General features: G+C 59.1%; 17 protein-coding genes, 3 tRNA genes and 1 riboswitch. Of the genes, 16 read left to right on the plus strand and 4 right to left on the minus strand.

Translation table 11 applies throughout. The annotated features are described in order from the left end of the window. Positions 1–441: 441 nt before the first annotated feature. The 10 genes from dnaN (at position 442) to JOE62_RS01420 (ending at position 9,585) form a co-directional block, all read left to right on the plus strand. A complete protein-coding gene (dnaN, locus tag JOE62_RS01380) occupies positions 442–1,569 on the plus strand; it encodes a DNA polymerase III subunit beta (protein WP_128470864.1) in 1,128 nt (375 codons plus the stop codon). Between the two features lie 57 nt (positions 1,570–1,626). Then, positions 1,627–2,790 carry a DNA replication/repair protein RecF gene (gene recF / locus JOE62_RS01385; RefSeq protein ID WP_204719773.1) on the plus strand — a complete coding sequence of 388 codons (1,164 nt, stop codon included), beginning with the start codon at positions 1,627–1,629 and terminating at the stop codon, positions 2,788–2,790. Further along, positions 2,783–3,340, plus strand: a complete 558-nt coding sequence (locus JOE62_RS01390; RefSeq protein WP_038992736.1) for a DciA family protein — start codon at positions 2,783–2,785, stop codon at positions 3,338–3,340. The genes recF and JOE62_RS01390 overlap by 8 nt, the downstream gene beginning before the upstream one ends. Positions 3,341–3,683: 343 nt before the next feature. Then, positions 3,684–5,687 carry a DNA topoisomerase (ATP-hydrolyzing) subunit B gene (gene gyrB, locus JOE62_RS01395; protein ID WP_204723183.1) on the plus strand — a complete coding sequence of 668 codons (2,004 nt, stop codon included), beginning with the start codon at positions 3,684–3,686 and terminating at the stop codon, positions 5,685–5,687. A gap of 57 nt (positions 5,688–5,744) precedes the next feature. Further along, positions 5,745–8,372: a DNA gyrase subunit A gene (gene gyrA / locus JOE62_RS01400; RefSeq protein WP_204719775.1), complete on the plus strand. Its 2,628-nt coding sequence runs from the start codon at positions 5,745–5,747 to the stop codon at positions 8,370–8,372. Next, positions 8,369–8,992 carry a DUF3566 domain-containing protein gene (locus tag JOE62_RS01405; RefSeq protein ID WP_204719777.1) on the plus strand — a complete coding sequence of 208 codons (624 nt, stop codon included), beginning with the start codon at positions 8,369–8,371 and terminating at the stop codon, positions 8,990–8,992. Before gyrA ends, JOE62_RS01405 begins: the two co-directional genes overlap by 4 nt. 120 nt (positions 8,993–9,112) lie before the next feature. Beyond that, positions 9,113–9,186 (plus strand) — tRNA-Ile (locus JOE62_RS01410). Between the two features lie 31 nt (positions 9,187–9,217). Beyond that, entirely contained in the window at positions 9,218–9,337 is a 120-nt protein-coding gene (locus JOE62_RS16705; RefSeq protein ID WP_211286071.1) for a DLW-39 family protein, read from the plus strand. 7 nt (positions 9,338–9,344) lie between these two features. Then, a tRNA-Ala gene (locus JOE62_RS01415) sits at positions 9,345–9,417 on the plus strand. Positions 9,418–9,512: 95 nt separating this feature from the next. After that, positions 9,513–9,585, plus strand: a tRNA-Ala gene (locus tag JOE62_RS01420). A gap of 67 nt (positions 9,586–9,652) precedes the next feature. Here JOE62_RS01420 and JOE62_RS01425 read toward each other — a convergent pair. Continuing rightward, the gene (locus tag JOE62_RS01425; RefSeq protein WP_204719779.1) at positions 9,653–10,795 is read right to left on the minus strand and encodes a glycosyltransferase; all 1,143 of its coding nucleotides are present in this window, start codon (positions 10,793–10,795) and stop codon (positions 9,653–9,655) included. A gap of 109 nt (positions 10,796–10,904) precedes the next feature. Between JOE62_RS01425 and JOE62_RS01430 the strand changes: the two genes are divergently transcribed. Together JOE62_RS01430 and JOE62_RS01435 are read left to right on the plus strand one after the other, a co-directional pair. Next, the gene (locus JOE62_RS01430) at positions 10,905–11,876 is read left to right on the plus strand and encodes a bile acid:sodium symporter (protein WP_204719781.1); all 972 of its coding nucleotides are present in this window, start codon (positions 10,905–10,907) and stop codon (positions 11,874–11,876) included. Between the two features lie 130 nt (positions 11,877–12,006). Continuing rightward, positions 12,007–12,876 (plus strand): DMT family transporter, encoded by an 870-nt coding sequence (locus tag JOE62_RS01435; RefSeq protein ID WP_204723184.1) that lies wholly within the window; start codon positions 12,007–12,009, stop codon positions 12,874–12,876. A 6-nt stretch (positions 12,877–12,882) separates the two neighbouring features. On the opposite strand, the gene JOE62_RS01440 is transcribed toward JOE62_RS01435, so the two are convergent. Continuing rightward, positions 12,883–13,149 (minus strand): hypothetical protein, encoded by a 267-nt coding sequence (locus JOE62_RS01440; protein ID WP_204719783.1) that lies wholly within the window; start codon positions 13,147–13,149, stop codon positions 12,883–12,885. A 110-nt stretch (positions 13,150–13,259) separates the two neighbouring features. On the opposite strand from JOE62_RS01440, the gene JOE62_RS01445 reads away from it, so the two are divergent. After that, on the plus strand, positions 13,260–13,805 hold the full coding sequence (locus tag JOE62_RS01445; protein ID WP_038992728.1) for a peptidylprolyl isomerase: 546 nt from the start codon (positions 13,260–13,262) through the stop codon (positions 13,803–13,805). Between the two features lie 247 nt (positions 13,806–14,052). Next, complete coding sequence (locus JOE62_RS01450) at positions 14,053–14,763, plus strand: rhomboid family intramembrane serine protease (RefSeq protein WP_052253938.1); 711 nt, start codon at positions 14,053–14,055, stop codon at positions 14,761–14,763. 482 nt (positions 14,764–15,245) lie between these two features. Here JOE62_RS01450 and JOE62_RS01455 read toward each other — a convergent pair whose 3' ends face one another. Continuing rightward, positions 15,246–15,848, minus strand: coding sequence for a LysE/ArgO family amino acid transporter (locus JOE62_RS01455; RefSeq protein WP_476729778.1), 603 nt, complete (start codon positions 15,846–15,848; stop codon positions 15,246–15,248). A 91-nt stretch (positions 15,849–15,939) separates the two neighbouring features. Between JOE62_RS01455 and JOE62_RS01460 the strand changes: the two genes are divergently transcribed. After that, positions 15,940–16,818 carry an ArgP/LysG family DNA-binding transcriptional regulator gene (locus JOE62_RS01460; RefSeq protein ID WP_239543507.1) on the plus strand — a complete coding sequence of 293 codons (879 nt, stop codon included), beginning with the start codon at positions 15,940–15,942 and terminating at the stop codon, positions 16,816–16,818. Positions 16,819–16,821: 3 nt separating this feature from the next. After that, positions 16,822–16,889, plus strand: a riboswitch (guanidine-III (ykkC-III) riboswitch). Between the two features lie 11 nt (positions 16,890–16,900). Then, positions 16,901–17,218, plus strand: coding sequence for a DMT family transporter (locus tag JOE62_RS01465; protein ID WP_204723185.1), 318 nt, complete (start codon positions 16,901–16,903; stop codon positions 17,216–17,218). A gap of 62 nt (positions 17,219–17,280) precedes the next feature. On the opposite strand, the gene JOE62_RS01470 is transcribed toward JOE62_RS01465, so the two are convergent. Next, positions 17,281–17,538, minus strand: a complete 258-nt coding sequence (locus JOE62_RS01470) for a cell division protein CrgA (RefSeq protein WP_038992721.1) — start codon at positions 17,536–17,538, stop codon at positions 17,281–17,283. Positions 17,539–17,698: the final 160 nt, after the last annotated feature.

A 17,698-nucleotide genomic window follows, 5' to 3' on the forward strand; every position in this document is an offset into this window, starting at 1 on the left:
AAACTGTGGATCATCTGGTGAAGGATTGCGGATAAGTTCACGAACCATGTGGACGTTAAAAATCGTGAAACTGAGTATCAACAAGTTGGTGGAACCGAGTCTCACGTTCAACCACAGATTGTTCACATGCACAATTGGCGGAAGATCTGGGGGAATGGGCCTTATCCACAGTATCCACAAGGGTTATTAACACTTCTCCTTTAAATCCTTAATCCTCCAAATAACGAGTCCACTGTTCACCCTCGAGCCAAAACTTGTGCAGAACAGATTTTTTGTTGCATCGTCCACACTCCGTTCACTGAGCTGACGTTGCGCTATCAGGGCGTGGCAAGATTAGATGGATAGAACGTGCAACTACCTGCTCTATGCTTAAGAACTTGGCGAGGGAACTACCTTCTTGGCCTGACTTAAGACTTATGGGTTCCGAAAGGCGGATTTTTCGTGAAGTTCAGCGTTGAAAAGGATGTATTGGCGGACGCCGTATCCTGGACTGCCCGGTCCCTGGCGCAGCGACCACCATCACCTGTTTTGGCAGGCATCCTCATCTCGACCCACGAAGGCCTTGTTCGCCTCGAGGGATTCGACTATGAGATTTCCTCGCATATCGAGATCCCTGCAGATATTTCCGAGCAGGGCTCGATCCTGGTATCCGGCAAGCTCTTGGCAGAAATTACCCGCTCTCTGCCCAACTCCACCGTCACCCTGGAAACCGATGGATCGAAAATCTCGCTGACCTGCGGCCGTTCACGATTCCACTTGGCCACCATGCCGGTAGACGAATACCCAACCCTGCCTGAACTCCCAGCTATCGCCGGCACCATCGATGGCCAGGCATTCTCCGAGGCTGTTTCGCAGGTTATTGTCGCCGCTTCCAAAGACGACACCTTGCCGGTACTCACTGGCATCAAGGTTGAGATCGAAAATGACCTGATCACCTTCTTGGCCACGGACCGCTACCGTCTGGCTCTGCGTGAACTCAACTGGACCCCAATCCAGGCAGAAATCTCGACTTCCTTCCTGATCAAGGCGAAGACGCTCAGCGAAGTTGCCAAGACTCTCTCGAGCTCCGGCGAACTGAAGCTTGCCATGAGCGAGAACGGTGAGATGGTTGGCTTCGAAAGCTCCAACCGCCGGACCACCTCGCTGCTGATCAACGGCGAATACCCGAAGATCCGCTCGCTGTTCCCGAGCGATACGCCAATTCATGCAACCGTCCGCACCAGCGAGCTGATGGAGGCTGTACGCCGCGTATCGGTAGTCGCCGAACGCAATACCCCAGTTCGCATGGCCTTCACTGATGGCCAGCTGACCTTGGATGCTGGCACCGGCGAAGACGCGCAAGCTGAAGAAGCCATTGTTGCCTCGCTTCGCGGCGAAGACATCGTGGTTGCCTTCAACCCGACTTTCCTGTCCGAGGGCCTGAACTCCTTCAACACCGATTTCGTGCGCTTCTCCTTCACCAGTGCGCCGAAACCGGCCATGCTGACCGGACAGAAGAAGCTGGATGAGGAAGACCAGGACCAGTATCGCTACCTCGTGATGCCGGTTCGATTGCCAAACTCGAACTAAGCCAATTCGTGGTCGATGGCTCCGTCCATCAGCCACCTCGTTTCTGTCAGGACCTCGGTGTATATCTCGCAGCTTTCACTCACGAGCTTCCGCTCGTATGCGCAGGCCGACGTGCACCTAGCCCCGGGGATCAACGTCTTGATCGGCCCCAACGGGGTCGGCAAGACCAATATCGTTGAGTCCATCGGCTATCTAGCCAACCTTTCGTCGCATAGAGTCAGCAATGACGCGCCCCTGCTGAATTTCGGTTCCGAGCGCGCGCTAATCAGGGGCACCGTGCATCGTGGTCCGCAGACCACGGTGCTCGAGGTCGAGATCACCAGCGGCAAGGTCAACCGGGCGCGCATCAACCGGGCTAACCCGGTTCGCGCACGGGAGATCCTTGGCATGGTGCGCACTGTACTCTTCGCCCCCGAGGACTTGGCTCTAATCAAGGGCGATCCGTCCAACCGCCGCAAGTTCCTGGACGAGCTTCTGGTAACCCTGCGCCCGGTGGAGGCCGGCACCAAGAACGACTACGAACGCATCGTGAAGCAGCGCAATGCCCTGCTCAAGTCCATTCGCGGCAAGTCCACGCTGAGCCCCTCGCAGGAGAACACGCTCAAGGCCTGGGATCTGCAACTGGCATTGGCCGGCGCTCGGCTGATGCGCGGACGCCTGGACGTCTTGGCCTTGATCCGCCCGTACATGCAGGCTGCCTACGCAGATCTGGCAGATGGCGCCAAGGAAGCGCGCGCCATCTACCGTTCCTCGCTTGAGGGCGAACTCGATGAGAACAGCCTGCCGGCGGATGATCTTGAGTCCGTGGAGCAAGAAGAGATCCAGGAACTGCTGCTGAACGCCATCGAAGCGAATCGCAGCCGTGAAGTCGACCGCGGAATTTCGCTGTTCGGACCGCACCGCGACGATCTGACCCTGATCCTGGGTCCAACTCCTGCCAAGGGCTATGCATCGCACGGGGAAACCTGGTCCTTTGCCTTGGCCTTGCGCCTGGCCGCCTACCGTGTTTTCGGCGATGACGATCCGCGTCCAGGATCAGGCCCCATCCTGATCCTGGATGATGTCTTTGCCGAGCTCGACACCACCCGCCGTGATCGCTTGGCGCACATCGTTGCCGGAGCCGAGCAGGTGCTGGTGACCGCCGCAGTTGTGGAAGATGTCCCCGAAGTGCTGAAGGGACATTTCTTCCAGGTTTCCCCTGGCCAGGTTGTCGATGCATGAGCCATCGGAACGAGATGAACACCGCTTCGATCCAGAGATCGATGCGGCCAAGGCGCTGCTCAACCGCATGCGCAAGCTCGCCGAAGAACGCGGCGAGCGGCGCATCGATGCCGCCCGCATGGAAAGGGTGCGCAAGCGCAAGGCCGCCCGCCGCGGATTCGCCGAGGAAAGGCCGGAATCTGCCGAAGGAGCGGTTCGCGACCCGCGCGCCATTGGCGAAGTGGTCTCCCGGCTGTCTAAGTCGCGCGGCTGGAACACCCAGGTCGCTGTCGGCTCGGTGCTCGGACGCTGGGAGGACATCATCGGCGTGGAGAACGCGAAGCACTGCAAACCTGAATCCTTCGAGGACACCGTGGTGGTGATGCGCTGTGATACGACAGCGCGAGCAGCACAGATGCGCCTGCTCACCCACGACATCCTGAAGAAATTCGATGCCGAGCTGGGGCCCGGGATCGTCACCGTGCTCAAGGTGCTGGGTCCCAACGCTCCCTCCTGGCGCCACGGCATGCGTTCGGTGGCCGGACGGGGGCCTCGCGACACCTACGGATAGAGATTGCTGGCATGGCATATGGCGCACTCACGGACCCGGAGGCTGGATCCCCCCTCACTTGATCGCCACAACTGCCTCAGAACGTCAATTACCAGCTTTTGGTGGGCGATTTAGGACTCAAAGTCACCGTTTATTTTGGTCTACGCGGTAGAATTAGAGGTAGTGAATTGACTCCGTTGCGGGCAAGGCCCGCGCCGGAGTCCCTCCAGACCATGATTGCCCGACGCGTAGAATCCGTCGCAGAGGGCCATCGCGCGCTAAATTCGAGGAGTTCGTAGCACCCGTGTCTACCGAAAATGCTTCACCGCAGGAACCGGCTGAAAGCCAGGCTCCCGCGGAATCGATGACTTCCAAAGTCGAACACACATATGGCGCCCAGGATATTACCGTCCTCGAAGGACTCGAAGCGGTACGCAAACGCCCGGGCATGTACATCGGTTCCACCGGCCCGCGAGGCCTGCACCATTTGGTCTACGAAGTCGTCGACAACTCCGTCGATGAGGCGCTGGCAGGCTACTGCGACACCATCAACGTCACGCTGCAGGCCGATGGCGGCGTACGCTGCGAGGACAACGGCCGCGGCATTCCGGTGGACATCCACCCCACCGAGGGCAAGCCAACCGTCGAGGTCGTCATGACCATCCTGCATGCCGGCGGCAAATTCGGCGGCGGCGGCTACGCGGTCTCCGGCGGCCTGCACGGCGTGGGCATCTCCGTGGTGAACGCGCTGTCCGAGAAGGTCAACACCATCGTGCGCCGCCAGGGCCACGCATGGCGCATCGGTTTCGCCAATGGCGGCCACACCGTCCAGGAGCTGACCAAGGGCGAGGAAACCGAGCTGACCGGCACCAGCCAGACCTTCTACCCGGATCCGGAAATCTTCGAGACCACCGAATTCGATTTCGAGACGTTGCGCGCCCGCTTCCAGCAGATGGCCTTCCTGAACAAGGGCCTGCGCATCACTCTCACCGACGAGCGCGTCCAAGAGATCGAAGAGCCTGAGGCCGAAGTCGCAGAAGAAATCGAAAACCAAGTAGTCAAGCCGCGCACCGTGGACTACCTGTATAAGGACGGCCTGCTGGACTACGTCAAGCACCTGAACGCGGCGAAGAAGATCGAGCTGGTGCACGACGAGGTTATCGCCTTCGAATCCGAAGATGCAGCACGAGGCATCAGCCTGGAAATCGCGATGCAGTGGACCAGCGCCTACGCCGAATCCGTGCACACCTACGCGAACACCATCAACACCCATGAAGGTGGCACCCACGAAGAGGGCTTCCGCGCCGCACTGACCGGCCTGCTCAACCGCTACGCGCGCGATAACAAGATCCTGCGCGAGAAGGATGACAACCTCACCGGCGAAGATGCCCGCGAAGGCTTGACCGCAGTCATCTCGGTCAAGCTCTCCGAGCCCCAGTTCGAAGGCCAGACCAAGACCAAGCTGGGCAACTCGATCGCCCGCGGCTTCGTCCAGGGCGTGGTCAACGAGGAGCTGGGCGACTGGTTCGAGCGAAACCCGAATGTGGCCCGCGACATCATCCGCAAGGCCCAGCTGGCGTCGCAGGCGCGCCTGGCCGCCCGCAAGGCCCGCGACAACGCCCGCCGCAAGTCCCCGATGGAATCCTTCGGCATGCCTGGCAAGCTCTCGGACTGCTCCTCGAAGAACCCTTCCGAGTGCGAAGTGTTCATCGTGGAGGGCGACTCCGCAGGCGGCTCCGCCAAGCGCGGCCGCGACCCGCACACCCAGGCCATCCTGCCGCTGCGCGGCAAGATCCTGAACGTGGAGCGCGCCCGCCTGGACCGCGCGCTGGGCAACGCCGAAGTGCAGGCGATGATCACCGCCTTCGGCACCGGCATCGGCGAAGAATTCGACATGGCCAAGCTGCGCTACCACAAGATCGTGCTGATGGCCGACGCCGACGTGGATGGCCAGCACATCACCACGTTGCTGCTGACCCTGATCTTCCGCTTCATGCGCCCGCTGATCGAGCACGGCTACGTCTACCTGGCGGCTCCTCCGCTGTACCGCATCAAGTGGTCCAACGCCGCCCACGACTACGTCTTCTCCGACAAGGAACGCGACGCGGCGCTGCTCGCCGGCCAGGCCGCCAACAAGCGCCTGCCCAAGGACAACGGCATCCAGCGCTACAAAGGCCTGGGCGAGATGGACTATTCGGAACTGTGGGACACCACCATGGATCCGGAGCACCGCACGCTGCGCCAGGTCACCATGGACGACGCGGCAGCCGCTGACGAAGTCTTCTCCGTGCTGATGGGCGAGGATGTCGAGTCCCGGCGAAACTTCATCCAGCAGAACGCCAAGGACGTGCGCTTCCTGGATATCTAGCCGGCCGCAGCCACCACAGATATCCACCGAAGATTTTTTGACTTGTAAGGGAAGAAATTGAGCGACGAGCAAACCCCACAGGACGCGCCAATGGACGGCGAGATCATCGATGCGGTCCACGACGGCGGCCGCATCGACCAGATCGACCTGCAGACCGAAATGCAGCGGTCCTACCTCGACTACGCCATGGCAGTCATCGTCGGCCGTGCGCTGCCGGATGTGCGCGACGGACTGAAGCCGGTGCACCGCCGCGTGATCTACGCGATGTACGACGGCGGCTACCGCCCGGAGCGCGCCTACAACAAGTGCGCCCGCGTGGTCGGCGAAGTCATGGGCCAGTACCACCCGCACGGCGACACCGCGATCTACGATGCGCTGGTGCGCCTGATCCAGGACTGGGTCATGCGCTACCCGCTGGCCCTGGGCCAGGGCAACTTCGGCTCGCCGGGCAACGACGGCGCCGCCGCCCAGCGTTACACCGAAACCAAGATGGCCCCGCTGGCCATGGAAATGGTTCGCGATATCAACGAGAACACCGTTGATTTCCAGGACAACTACGACGGCAAGAACCAGGAACCCACGGTCCTGCCGGCCCGCTTCCCGAACCTGCTGGTCAACGGCTCCTCTGGCATCGCCGTGGGCATGGCCACCAACATCCCGCCGCACAACCTGCGCGAGGTCGCCGAGGGCGTGCAGTGGTACCTGAAGAACCCTGACGTCTCCCGCGAAGAGCTGCTCGCCGAGCTGATGCTGCGCGTGAAGGGCCCGGACTTCCCGTCCGGCGCGATGATCCTGGGCACCAAGGGCATCGCCGACGCCTACCGCACCGGCCGCGGCTCGATCACCATGCGCGCCGTGGTCAACGTCGAGGAAATCCAGGGACGCACCTGCCTGGTGGTCACCGAGCTGCCGTACATGGCCAACCCGGACAACCTCGCGGTGAAGATCGCCGAGCTGGTGCGTGACGGCAAGATTTCCGGCATCGCCGACATGCGCGATGAGACCTCCGGCCGCACCGGCCAGCGCCTGGTCATCGTGCTCAAGCGCGACGCCGTGGCCAAGGTGGTGCTGAACAACCTGTACAAGCACACCGAGCTGCAGTCGAACTTCTCCGCCAACATGCTAGCGATCGTCGACGGGGTGCCGCGCACCCTGCCGCTGGACGGATTCATCCGCCACTGGGTCACCCACCAGATCGAAGTGATCGTCCGCCGCACCGAATACCGCTTGAAGAAGGCCGAAGAAGAAGCCCACATCCTGCGTGGCCTGCTCAAGGCACTGGACGCCCTGGACGAGGTCATCGCGCTGATTCGCCGCTCGGCCACCACCGAGGCCGCCCGCGATGGCCTGATGGAACTGCTGAGCATCGACGAGGACCAGGCCCGCGCCATCCTGGACATGCAGCTGCGTCGCCTGGCCGCTCTAGAGCGCCAGAAGATCCAGGACCGCCACGCCGAGCTCGAGCGCATGATCGCCGAATTCCAGGCAATCATCGCTTCACCAGCCCGCCAGCGCGAGATCGTCTCCGAAGAGCTGCAGGAAATTGTCGACAAGCACGGCGACGACCGCCGCACCAAGGTGCTGATGGGCTACGACGGCGACATGAGCGTCGAAGACCTGATCCCGGAAGAGGAAATGGTCGTCACCATTACCCGCGGCGGCTACGTCAAGCGCACCCGCATCGACAACTACCGATCGCAGGCCCGCGGCGGCAAGGGCATCAAGGGCGCGAACCTGCGCGGCGACGACGTGGTGGAACACTTCTTCGTCACCTCGACCCACAACTGGCTGCTGTTCTTCACCAACCACGGCCGGGTCTACCGCACCAAGTGCTACGAGCTGGCCGAAGCCGGCCGCGACGCCAAGGGCCAGCACGTGGCCAACGTGATGGCCTTCCAGCCCGATGAGCACATCGCCCAGGTGCTGGATCTGCGCACCTACCAGGATGCCGCCTACCTGATGCTGGCTACCCGCAACGGCCTGGTGAAGAAGACCCGACTGGAGGACTACGACACCAACCGCACCGCAGGCGTCATCGCGATCAACCTGCGCGAGGGCGATGAACTGGTCTCCGCGCAGCTGGTCAGCGAATCCGATGACGTGATGCTGGTCTCACGCCTGGGCCAGTCGGTCCGCTTCACCGCCACCGATACCGCCCTGCGCCCGATGGGCCGCGCCACGTCCGGCGTCACCGGCATGAAGTTCCGCGACGGCGATGAGCTGCTGGCAGCCGATGTGGTCCGCGAGGGATCCTTCGTGTTCACCGTGACCAACGAAGGCTACGCAAAGCGCACAACGGTCGAGGAATACCGCGTGCAATCCCGTGGTGGCTTGGGCATTAAGGTGGCCAAGCTCAATGAGGAACGCGGCGAGCTGGTTGGCGCGCTGATCGTCGACGAGACCGATGAGGTCTTGGTGGTGATGGGCTCGGGCAAGGTGGTCCGCTCCGCAGTTTCGCAGGTTCCTTCCAAGGGCCGCGACACGATGGGCGTCATCTTCGCCAAGCCGGACAAGAAGGACCGCATCCTCGCCGTTGCCAAGAACTCTGAGACCGGGCTCGAGGAGAACTCGGAGGAAAATGCCGTAACGTTGGACGCAGAAAACACGATCGACGAGTCATCGGCTGCGCCAGAAACTGATTCCGGCGCCGAAAACGAAGACAACACTAACGGAGGTAACGCATGAGCACGCCCTCGACGCCACGCCCCAGCGGCGGTGCCCCGAAGAGCGCAGCGCCGCGACCTACCCAGGTAAAGCGTCCGGCTCCGACCGGTACAGGCTCCCGCCCGGCTAGCGCCGGTGCACGACCAACGGCAGGACAGTCGCGTCCAGCAGGCCAGCGCCCAACGGGATCACCGCAGCGCCCTGCAGGCCAGCGCCCAACCGGCCAGCAGCGTCCAGCCAATGGCCAGGAACGCCTGGTTCGCCCAGCCCCCAAGGCCAAGGTTCGCAAGGCCCGCCTGCTGGTATCCAAGGTGGAACCCTTCTCGGTGCTGAAGCTGGCCTTCCTGCTCTCGGTCGCCTTCGGCGTGATCACCGTGGTTGCAGCCGTAGGCATCTGGGCCGTACTGGACTTGACCGGAACCTTTGATGCGTTCAACCAGCTGATGCGCGACGCCATCGGCGCCGACGGAAACTTCGACCTGCGCGACACCATGTCGCTGGGCCAGGTGGCTTCCTACGCGACAATCATCGCCGTGGTGAACGTTGTGGCGATTTCCGTGGTCTCCATGCTTGGCGCGGTGCTGTACAACATTGCAGCTTCGCTGGTCGGCGGCGCCGGGGTTACCCTCACCGACGACTAGGAACACCCTTGTCGAGCCCGGGATTCATGCTGTGATGCATGACACCCGGGCTCGATTTGTATCTTTCGGGGAACACCGGTAAAGTTTTATTTCGTTCCGAAGGGAACAAAACAAAAGCAAGGGCGTATAGCTCAGGCGGTTAGAGCGCTTCGCTGATAACGAAGAGGTCCCAAGTTCAAGTCTTGGTACGCCCACGGAAACCTTGCTGGAGGGAAAGAGGAAGCAATGAAAAAGTTCCTGGTTCTCGCATCGATCGCGACTGCTGCAGTAGTCTTGGTCAAGAAGGCGAAGGCTTCGTCGGAAACAAAGGAAACCTGGCATCAGGTAGCCGATAAAGTTTCCTAAAGCTTTTGGGGCCTTAGCTCAGTTGGTAGAGCGTCTGCTTTGCAAGCAGAATGTCAGGAGTTCGATTCTCCTAGGCTCCACAAAAGAAAATGGCGGAAAGTGAAAACTTTCCGCTAATTCTTTTTGATTGGTTCAGCTGAATTGATCACGGGGCGGAAGCTTCAGAATTGAATACGGGGCCTTAGCTCAGTTGGTAGAGCGTCTGCTTTGCAAGCAGAATGTCAGGAGTTCGATTCTCCTAGGCTCCACATTTGCCAAAAGGCGGAAAGCGGCAGCTTTCCGCCTTTTGCGCATCTCAAAGACTTTTCTGTCCAGCTAGTGCCGGATCCTGGCTATCCGGACCTGCTCATAGTGCCCAAGCAGCTGCTGGCCAATGCCGTGCCAAGAACGATCCTGGACACTGCTCAGCGCGGCGCTGGCAAAAGCCAGGCGTTTTGCATCGTCGTACGCCAAGTCGCTGACGCGGCTGCGCAGTTCATCAAGATTCCCCGGCTGGTAGAGCCAACCGGTGCGCGAGGAATCCACCAGATCCAGCGGTCCCCCACGTCCTACGGCTACCACAGGCACGCCGCAGGCCATCGCTTCCTGAATGGTCTGGCAGAAGGTCTCCGAGGCTCCAGGATGGACGAAAATGTCCATCGAGGCCATGACCTCGCCCAAGCGCTCCCCTGAAAGGAAACCGGTGAAGTGGGCATTGGGCAGCAGGCTGCGCAGTTCGTCCTCGAGCGGGCCGGAACCGACAATCACCAGGCGGGTATTCTCAAGGTCCGCCAGGGCCTGCAGGTCGGCAACCTGCTTCTCTGCCGCCAGCCGGCCGACATAGCCAATGACCACCTCGTCATTCGGGGCGACCGCCTGTCTGAAGTGCTCGCTGCGCCGTCGTGGCGTGAACTGGGCAGTATCGACTCCCCTGCCTGATATGGCCAGGCGCTGGACGCCCAGGGATTCGAGCTGCTGGTGGGAAAACGTACTTGGCACCAGCGTCAGGTCCGCACCGGTGTGGATCGCTCTGACGTGCTCCCAGAGCCTTTGGGTAAGCCATGGAATCTTATAGCGTGCCGCGTAGCTTGGAACCTCGGTCTGATACAGCGCCACCGTGGGCAAGTCCATCTCTTGTGCGGCGCGCAGCGCCTGCCAGCCCAGGATGAACGGGCTAGCCAGATGAACGACATCTGCTCTCTCTCGAGCCAGCAACTTGCGCAGCCGGCTAACGCTGGTAGTAGCGACCCGCACCTCAGGATAGCTGGCCAACGGCATGGAAGGAACCGTGAGGATCTTGAAGCCCTGGTAGAGCTTTGGCACGCCGTGGCCCGACAACTCCCCTGCCAGCGAGCCTGCGGGGGTGATGACGACGGCTTCATGGCCCGTTTGCCTCAGGTGGTCCAAGGTCTTGAGGATTGAGTTGGTCACCCCATTGAAATGGGGAAGGAACGATTCAGCGACAATTGCTACCTTCACGTCTCCAGCATGAGGATTGCCAGTGACACCCAAGTTAATATGGCTAGGGCAACGGATTAACTTCAGTTGTCTCGTTGTGGCGGCACCTCATTAGTGGCAGACTACCTAGGTGCCAAATGAAAAGCCCAGCCCTTTCACCGTCGAGGCGAACGCCAAAGAAACCGAAAGAAACTCCCGCATTGCGGTACTGCTCTTCCCTGTGCTGATATTGCTCGGCGGATTATGCGGAATGCTCATTCCCCAAGCGTTCTTGGGTCTTTCCAGTTGGATCAATCCGTTGCTGATGGTGATCATGTTCTGCATGGGGCTGACCTTGACCATGCCGGATTTCGCGTTGGTCTTCAAGAATCCCTTGCCGGTACTGGGCGGTGTCGCAGCGCAGTTCATCATCATGCCTTCGATGGGCTGGCTGGTAGCCACGATGCTGCAACTTGAACCGGCATTGGCAGCCGGCTTGATTCTGGTTGGCTGCGCGCCCGGAGGCACGGCTTCCAACGTGGTTTCGTACTTGGCTCGCGGCAATGTTGCTCTGTCCGTCGCCATGACTTCGGTGTCGACTTTGCTCGCACCTTTGCTGACTCCAGCGCTGGCCTTGTGGCTCGCTGGCCAGTACATGCCGGTCGATGCGGGATCCATGGCAATCAGTGTTGTCCAGATCGTCTTGATTCCGGTGGTGCTGGGCATCTTCCTGCGCATGCTGTTCAATCGGTTCGTGGACAAGATCAGCGGTGCGCTGCCATGGCTGTCGGTGCTGGCCATTACATTCGTGGTGACGGTCATCGTCGCGGGCAGCGCGCAGACAATCGTGACGGCCGGGCTGCTCGTCTTGGTGGCGGTAGTCTTGCACAACGCACTGGGCCTGGCATTGGGATATGCCATCGGCATCCTCCTGCGGGTTCCCGAGGATTCCCGGCGCACGATTGCCATCGAAGTCGGCATGCAGAACTCGGGTCTTGCCGGAGGGCTGGCGAAGCAATACTTCTCGCCGGAGGCGGCGCTGCCGGGTGCCGTATTCTCTGTTTGGCATAACTTGTCCGGCGCATTGATCGCTGCATACTGGCGGAGAAAATCGGTAGAATAGACAGAAAACATGGCGTTTTGCAGTGAATATGCCAAATTATGCATATTTTGGCTCTTCCAAGGAATCGCCGGTTTCGCCGGCTTCGGCATACGAATGAAGCCCCTGCGTTCGGAAACTGTAATCTGGGTTGGTGACCATCTTGCTTGCCCTGGTCGGAATCCTCGGTATTTCCGCATCCGGCCCCATAATCGCCGCCTTCCCGGGTGTCCCGGTTCTCTCCATGGCCTTCTGGCGCAATGGCGCTGCCGCGGCTGTGCTCAGCGCACCGGCGCTGCGCAAAAATTCAAAAGCCTATCTGCAGATGACCGGGCGGGAATGGTTCTTCACCGGGATTGCCGGCGTGGCTCTTGCATTGCATTTCGTATGCTTCATGTATTCGATGCGGCTGACCAGTGTGGCTGCCGGTACGGCGCTGGTGTGCATCCAAGGTGTCTGGATCGCGATTTACCAGGTTCTGCGCGGCACCAAATACCGGACCCAGGTTTTCCTTGGCATGGGCGTTGCGCTGCTTGGTGCCATCATCATCACGGGTTTCGATATGGGACTGGGGCGGGACGCCATCATTGGCGATCTGCTGGCCTTGGCCGGCGGCATCTTGGCCGCGGTGTACACGCTGGCCGGATCGGTGGCACGAAGGACCTTGGGAACTGCAACATATGCCTCGAGCTGCTATGCGTTTACCGCCGTCGTGCTATTGATCCTGTGCCTCGTGACTGGGACCCCTATCTGGGGTTTTGACGCCCGAGGATGGATAGGGATCATTCTGCTGACGCTTTGCGCCCAGATCTTCGGCCATACCGCCATGAATCACTTGCTCAGCGTGCTCGGTCCGCTGACGGTTTCGACGCTGATTCTGCTTGAGATCCCCGGAGCAGCAATTCTGGCGGCATTGTTCTTAGGCCAGGTAGTTTCTATCGCTACCTACGCCGGGCTGGCGGTGATACTCGTAGGGCTTGCCCTCGTGATCCGAGGGCAAGCCCAACCAAAAATTGAAGCCTAGCCAGGACTACTTGTCATCTTCGAGGATTTCGCGGATTTCTTCCACGCTTGCTTCCCTTGATTCAGCAGGCTGGTGCGGCTGTGCAGGAAGCGGCTCGTTTTCCCATGGATCCTCAATAGGCTTCGAGGCTTTCCACACGGCAACCAGCACCGCGACAAGTCCCGCAATCAAGCCAACGGCTAGTACTTTTCCTGCTTTGCTCTTCTTGCTCATGCATTGATCCCGATCCGAAAAATTCACACTAACCGACAGTTCAAGACTAGGCAGTTCCATGCCAAGTAGCCAGCATAGGCGGACCAGCAGCCTGAAAGTCATCCAAATTTTCACTCAACGCGTACGTCAGTATTTAGCGGGTCGAGCATAGATCATGGAAGAATGAGGGCATGACCGCAAACGCAACTCATAAAGCCACGATTCACACTACTTTGGGCGATATCGTTGTCGAGCTCTTCGGCAACCACGCACCGAAGACCGTAAAGAACTTCGTTGGCCTGTCGACCGGTGAGCAGGAGTGGGTACACCCAGAATCCGGTGACAAGAAGTCCAACACCCCGCTGTACAGCGGAACCATCTTCCACCGCATCATTTCCGATTTCATGATTCAGGGTGGCGACCCACTGGGCCAGGGCTTCGGCGGCCCAGGCTACCAGTTCGATGATGAGATCCACCCAGAACTGAACTTCAACGAGCCTTACAAGCTGGCTATGGCCAATGCGGGTATCCGCATGGGTCGTGGAACCAACGGTTCGCAGTTCTTCATCACCACCGTTCCTACCACCTGGCTGCAGGGCAAGCACACCATCTTCGGTGAAGTTGTCGATGCAGATTCCCGCAAGGTCGTTGACGCATTGAACGCCGTTGCTACCGATGGCCGTGACAAGCCACTGGAAGACGTCGTCATCAACTCGGTCGACATCGAGACCCTGTAACAGCACAGGCGCACCACCGCGAGGCTCCGGCGATTCCTAGCAGGCATTGCCGGGGCCTCGGGCATTTAATCCTTACTCCCCCAACGCAAGGCAGGTACCGATGTCCTTCGGACAGGTTTCCCCAGAGGGCCAAGCTGCTCCTACGTGCTTTCGGCATCCGCAGACGGTGTCCTATGTTTCGTGCAACCGCTGTGGGCGCCCGATCTGCCCGCAGTGCCAAGTCTCTGCACCCGTGGGTGTGCACTGCGTGGACTGCGTAGCGCAAGCCAATAAGAACCTGCCACAGCAGAAAACCCAGTTCGGTGGCCGGGCCCGCTCCGGCGCCCCTGTTGTCACGTACACGTTCATCGGCCTGAACGTGCTGGTGTATCTGCTGCAGTGGATCATCCCCGGATTCACTAATCAGCTTGTACTCGCCCCCGCTCTGGCTGCCTATGAGCCATGGCGCCTGATAACCAGCGCCTTTGCCCACTCCACGAGTTCCTTCCTGCACCTGGCCATGAACATGTACGGTGTCTACATCTTCGGGACCATGCTCGAGCCGCGAATGGGACGGCTGCGCTTCACCTGGCTATACCTGCTCAGTGCCTTTGGCGGCTCACTGGGAGTTCTCCTGCTGAGCGATCCGCTCAGCGCCACGCTCGGAGCTTCAGGCGCATTGGCGGGACTATTCCTCGCGACTTTCGTCGTGTTCCGCTCCAATAAGCAGGCACTTCGCTCCATGGGAATCATCCTTGCCTTGAATGTGGCTCTGGGCTTCGTGATTTCCGGTATCTCGTGGCAGGGACACCTGGGCGGCGCGATTTTGGGTATTCTCGGAGCCTGCTGCATCGTGCTTATCCCGAGAAGTAATCCACAACGTGCGCGAACGCAGATACTTTTGCTCACTGCCCTATCGATTGCGTTGCTAGCCGCGGTCTACATTTCCACCGAAGCTGTGAAGTGGCCCTTGGGGTAATTCGAAAAAACGACGAACCGTTTATCCACACTGCTTATCCACACTGTTAATAACTTACAAGCGTGTAACTCTCTGCGCATAAAGGTTATTAACACCTCTGCTCCCCCTTGATATCAAGGGTATTCGCCTTCAAGCACGCAATACTCACAGCTTTGTCCCCAATTGTGGATAACTTTTAAACAACCCCTGTAGATAGTGCATATACGAACCCCAAGTCTGTTAATAACTTTGGGTTCGAAAGTTTAAACGAATCTGGCAAATCGCGGCGCAAATGGCGAACCCAAGCCTTATCCACAATGGAAATCCACAGTGTTAATAACTTACAAGCATGTGATTTCACGCCTTGGAAGCGCACTTGACTTGGTAGTCTTGAAGAAATCCACTCAATATCCCCCATTTTTCCCCAGCTGTGGATAACTTTGTGAACAACTGTTCATTAAAGTTGTGCACAAAGACTGTGGATAAAAGTTCTAGCCTGTGGATTACTTGGTGAAGACTGGAAGGATCAGCATGCTCGCGAAGATGAGCATGACGAAACCGATGGCTATATCCAGTACTTGCCACGCTTTCGGCTTTGCGAAGAGCGGGGCCAGGAACCGCGCGCCATAGGCGAGTGCGAAGAACCAGGTAAAGCTGGCAAGGATGGCACCAATGGCGAAGTTAGGTGCGCCCGCGGCTTGGGAAGTGGCCATTGACCCCAGAAGCAGAACCGTATCGATATACACATGCGGGTTCAGCCAGGTGAGGGCCAAAGCCGTCCCGACGATTGAAGTGACCGATGTTGCGCCAGGCAGTGCAGAGACCTTCAGCGCTTCGGGCTTCAACGCCCGGCGGAAAGCGAAAATCGCGTAGCTTGCCAAGAAGATGAAACCGCCAATTCGCGCAATCATCAATAGCCAAGGCGCTCGCTCGACCAGTGCTCCCATGCCACTGGCGCCGGCGGCAATCAATACTGCGTCTGACAACGAACACACCAGCGCAGTGGTGAAAACATGTTCTTTCCGTATTCCTTGGCGCAAGACGAAAGCGTTTTGCGCACCAATGGCGATGATGAGGGACAAGCCCGTGGTGAAGCCGAAGAACAAGGGTCCAGAGAACATGTAAAAACTGTAAGAGAATCCTTAAACTGCGTCGAACTTAAGTTCCTGAATCTACATTAGAGTTCCTAATGTGAATATGGATGTGGAACAGCTTGAAACCCTGCTAGCAGTTGTGGATGCGGGAAGTTTCGATGATGCCTCAATTGATCTGGGAATTACGGCCTCGGCGGTCAGCCAGCGCATCAAAGCGCTGGAGAATCGTTTGGGGGCAATTCTGCTAGTTCGCAGTCGACCGGTTGCTGCCACCGAGCAAGGAACCAAGGTACTGCGCTATGCGCGTCAGATGTCCTTGCTCAGTGCAGAGTTCTCAAACGAGATCGCCTCGGAGAAACCAGTCCAGATCGCGATCGGAGTCAACGCGGATTCGCTTTCCACATGGTTCGGTCCGGTATTCTCGGAGCTCGCCAAATTTGAGGATCTTTCCTGCGAAATCGTGCGAACCGACGAAAACAGGGGACTGGAGCTGCTTCGTACAGGCCGTGTCAGTGCAGTGGTCACGAATTCTGAAGAGAACATCCAAGGATGCATCAGCCAGAAGCTGGGGGCAATGCGCTACCGCGCGGCAGCGAAAGCTACGGTGGCCCAACACCAAGTACCCACCGGGAGCGCAGATGAACTGATTCGCACCCCTATGGTGGTCTTTGATCGCGAGGATCCTTTGCAGCACCTCATGCTCGAGCGGGCTGCCGGAGCCAAGGCGCGCCCGGCGGGACAGATCCACCATGTACCGGACTCCGTGCAATTTGTTGCGGCCATCGAAGCAGGGATGGGATGGGGGATGGTGCCGGAGCCGCAACTGCAGAAAGCCAAAGGGCTGCAGGTGCTCAACGAGCAATGGTTTATCGATGTGCCACTGTATTTTCAGTGCTGGGCGGTGGACTCGAAGATCCTCAGGCGGATAGGTGGCATATTGGTCACAGCCGCAAGACAGCATGACCTGCATTTGCTAGCCTGAGGTGGTCACCAGCAATAACTGCTTGGACCCGGACGAGGGAGCCGTACCCGGAACGCGACAAGACGGCCAGAAAGTATCTGGCATGCATTGGATAGTTTTGATCGTCTCTGGACTGTTTGAAGCCGTATGGGCCGTCGCTCTTGGCATGAGCGAGGGTTTCTCGAAACTCGTTCCGACCGTTATCTTCTTCGTTGGGCTGGTTATCTCCATGGGCGGACTGGCTTACGCGATGAAAGAGATCCCCGTGGGCACCGCGTACGCCGTTTGGGTAGGCATCGGCGCCTCTCTTGCCGTCATCTACTCGATGGCCACCGGGCAGGAAGCCTTCAGCGTACTGAAGATGGTCTTCATTCTCGGCCTCGTCGGCTGCATCATCGGATTGAAAGCCGTCAGCCACTAATATCAACGGCCGCCATTAAACAGCTTCGCCGGTCCCTTTCATCAAGGGGACCGGCGATAGGCCTATTTCCAGCCTGTTGTCATGAAGAATCCGACCATGGCGATTCCGAAGCCGACGACGATGTTCCATCCGCCGATATTCGGAATCGGGTACAGGGTCTGCGAAACGTAATAAACGATGATCCACAGCAGGCCCAGAAGCATCAGTCCGAACATGACTGGCTTGTACCAGCCCGGCATCGGCTTATCGATGGCATGGGAGTTCTGGCGCGTCTCCTGCGGCTGTGAATTCTTCTTGCGTCGTGGCTTTGACTCCGGCACTCGAATGCTCCCTCGGCTTCATCGGCTTAATGTAGTAAATGTGGGTGACCTTCAGGTCTTCCCGGTAGGCTTGGGTGCAAGAATGCTGAGAACTGCTTAGTGCATTCCTACGTAGCTTCAATACTAGCCGTTACCCGCTGGAACTCTGGGTTTTGGCCAG

It is taken from the genome of Glutamicibacter nicotianae, assembly GCF_016907615.1.
Taxonomy (GTDB): domain Bacteria; phylum Actinomycetota; class Actinomycetes; order Actinomycetales; family Micrococcaceae; genus Glutamicibacter; species Glutamicibacter nicotianae.

What these genes read in the sequence shown, in the direction of transcription:
- JOE62_RS01390 (WP_038992736.1), top strand. Translation starts at nt 2,783, where the DNA reads ATGCATGAGCCATCGGAACGAGATGAACACCGCTTCGATCCAGAGATC.
- gyrB (WP_204723183.1), top strand. Translation starts at nt 3,684, where the DNA reads ATGACTTCCAAAGTCGAACACACATATGGCGCCCAGGATATTACCGTC.
- JOE62_RS01405 (WP_204719777.1), top strand. Translation starts at nt 8,369, where the DNA reads ATGAGCACGCCCTCGACGCCACGCCCCAGCGGCGGTGCCCCGAAGAGC.
- JOE62_RS16705 (WP_211286071.1), top strand. Translation starts at nt 9,218, where the DNA reads ATGAAAAAGTTCCTGGTTCTCGCATCGATCGCGACTGCTGCAGTAGTC.
- JOE62_RS01440 (WP_204719783.1), bottom strand. Translation starts at nt 13,149, where the DNA reads ATGGAACTGCCTAGTCTTGAACTGTCGGTTAGTGTGAATTTTTCGGAT.
- JOE62_RS01445 (WP_038992728.1), top strand. Translation starts at nt 13,260, where the DNA reads ATGACCGCAAACGCAACTCATAAAGCCACGATTCACACTACTTTGGGC.
- JOE62_RS01460 (WP_239543507.1), top strand. Translation starts at nt 15,940, where the DNA reads ATGGATGTGGAACAGCTTGAAACCCTGCTAGCAGTTGTGGATGCGGGA.
- JOE62_RS01465 (WP_204723185.1), top strand. Translation starts at nt 16,901, where the DNA reads ATGCATTGGATAGTTTTGATCGTCTCTGGACTGTTTGAAGCCGTATGG.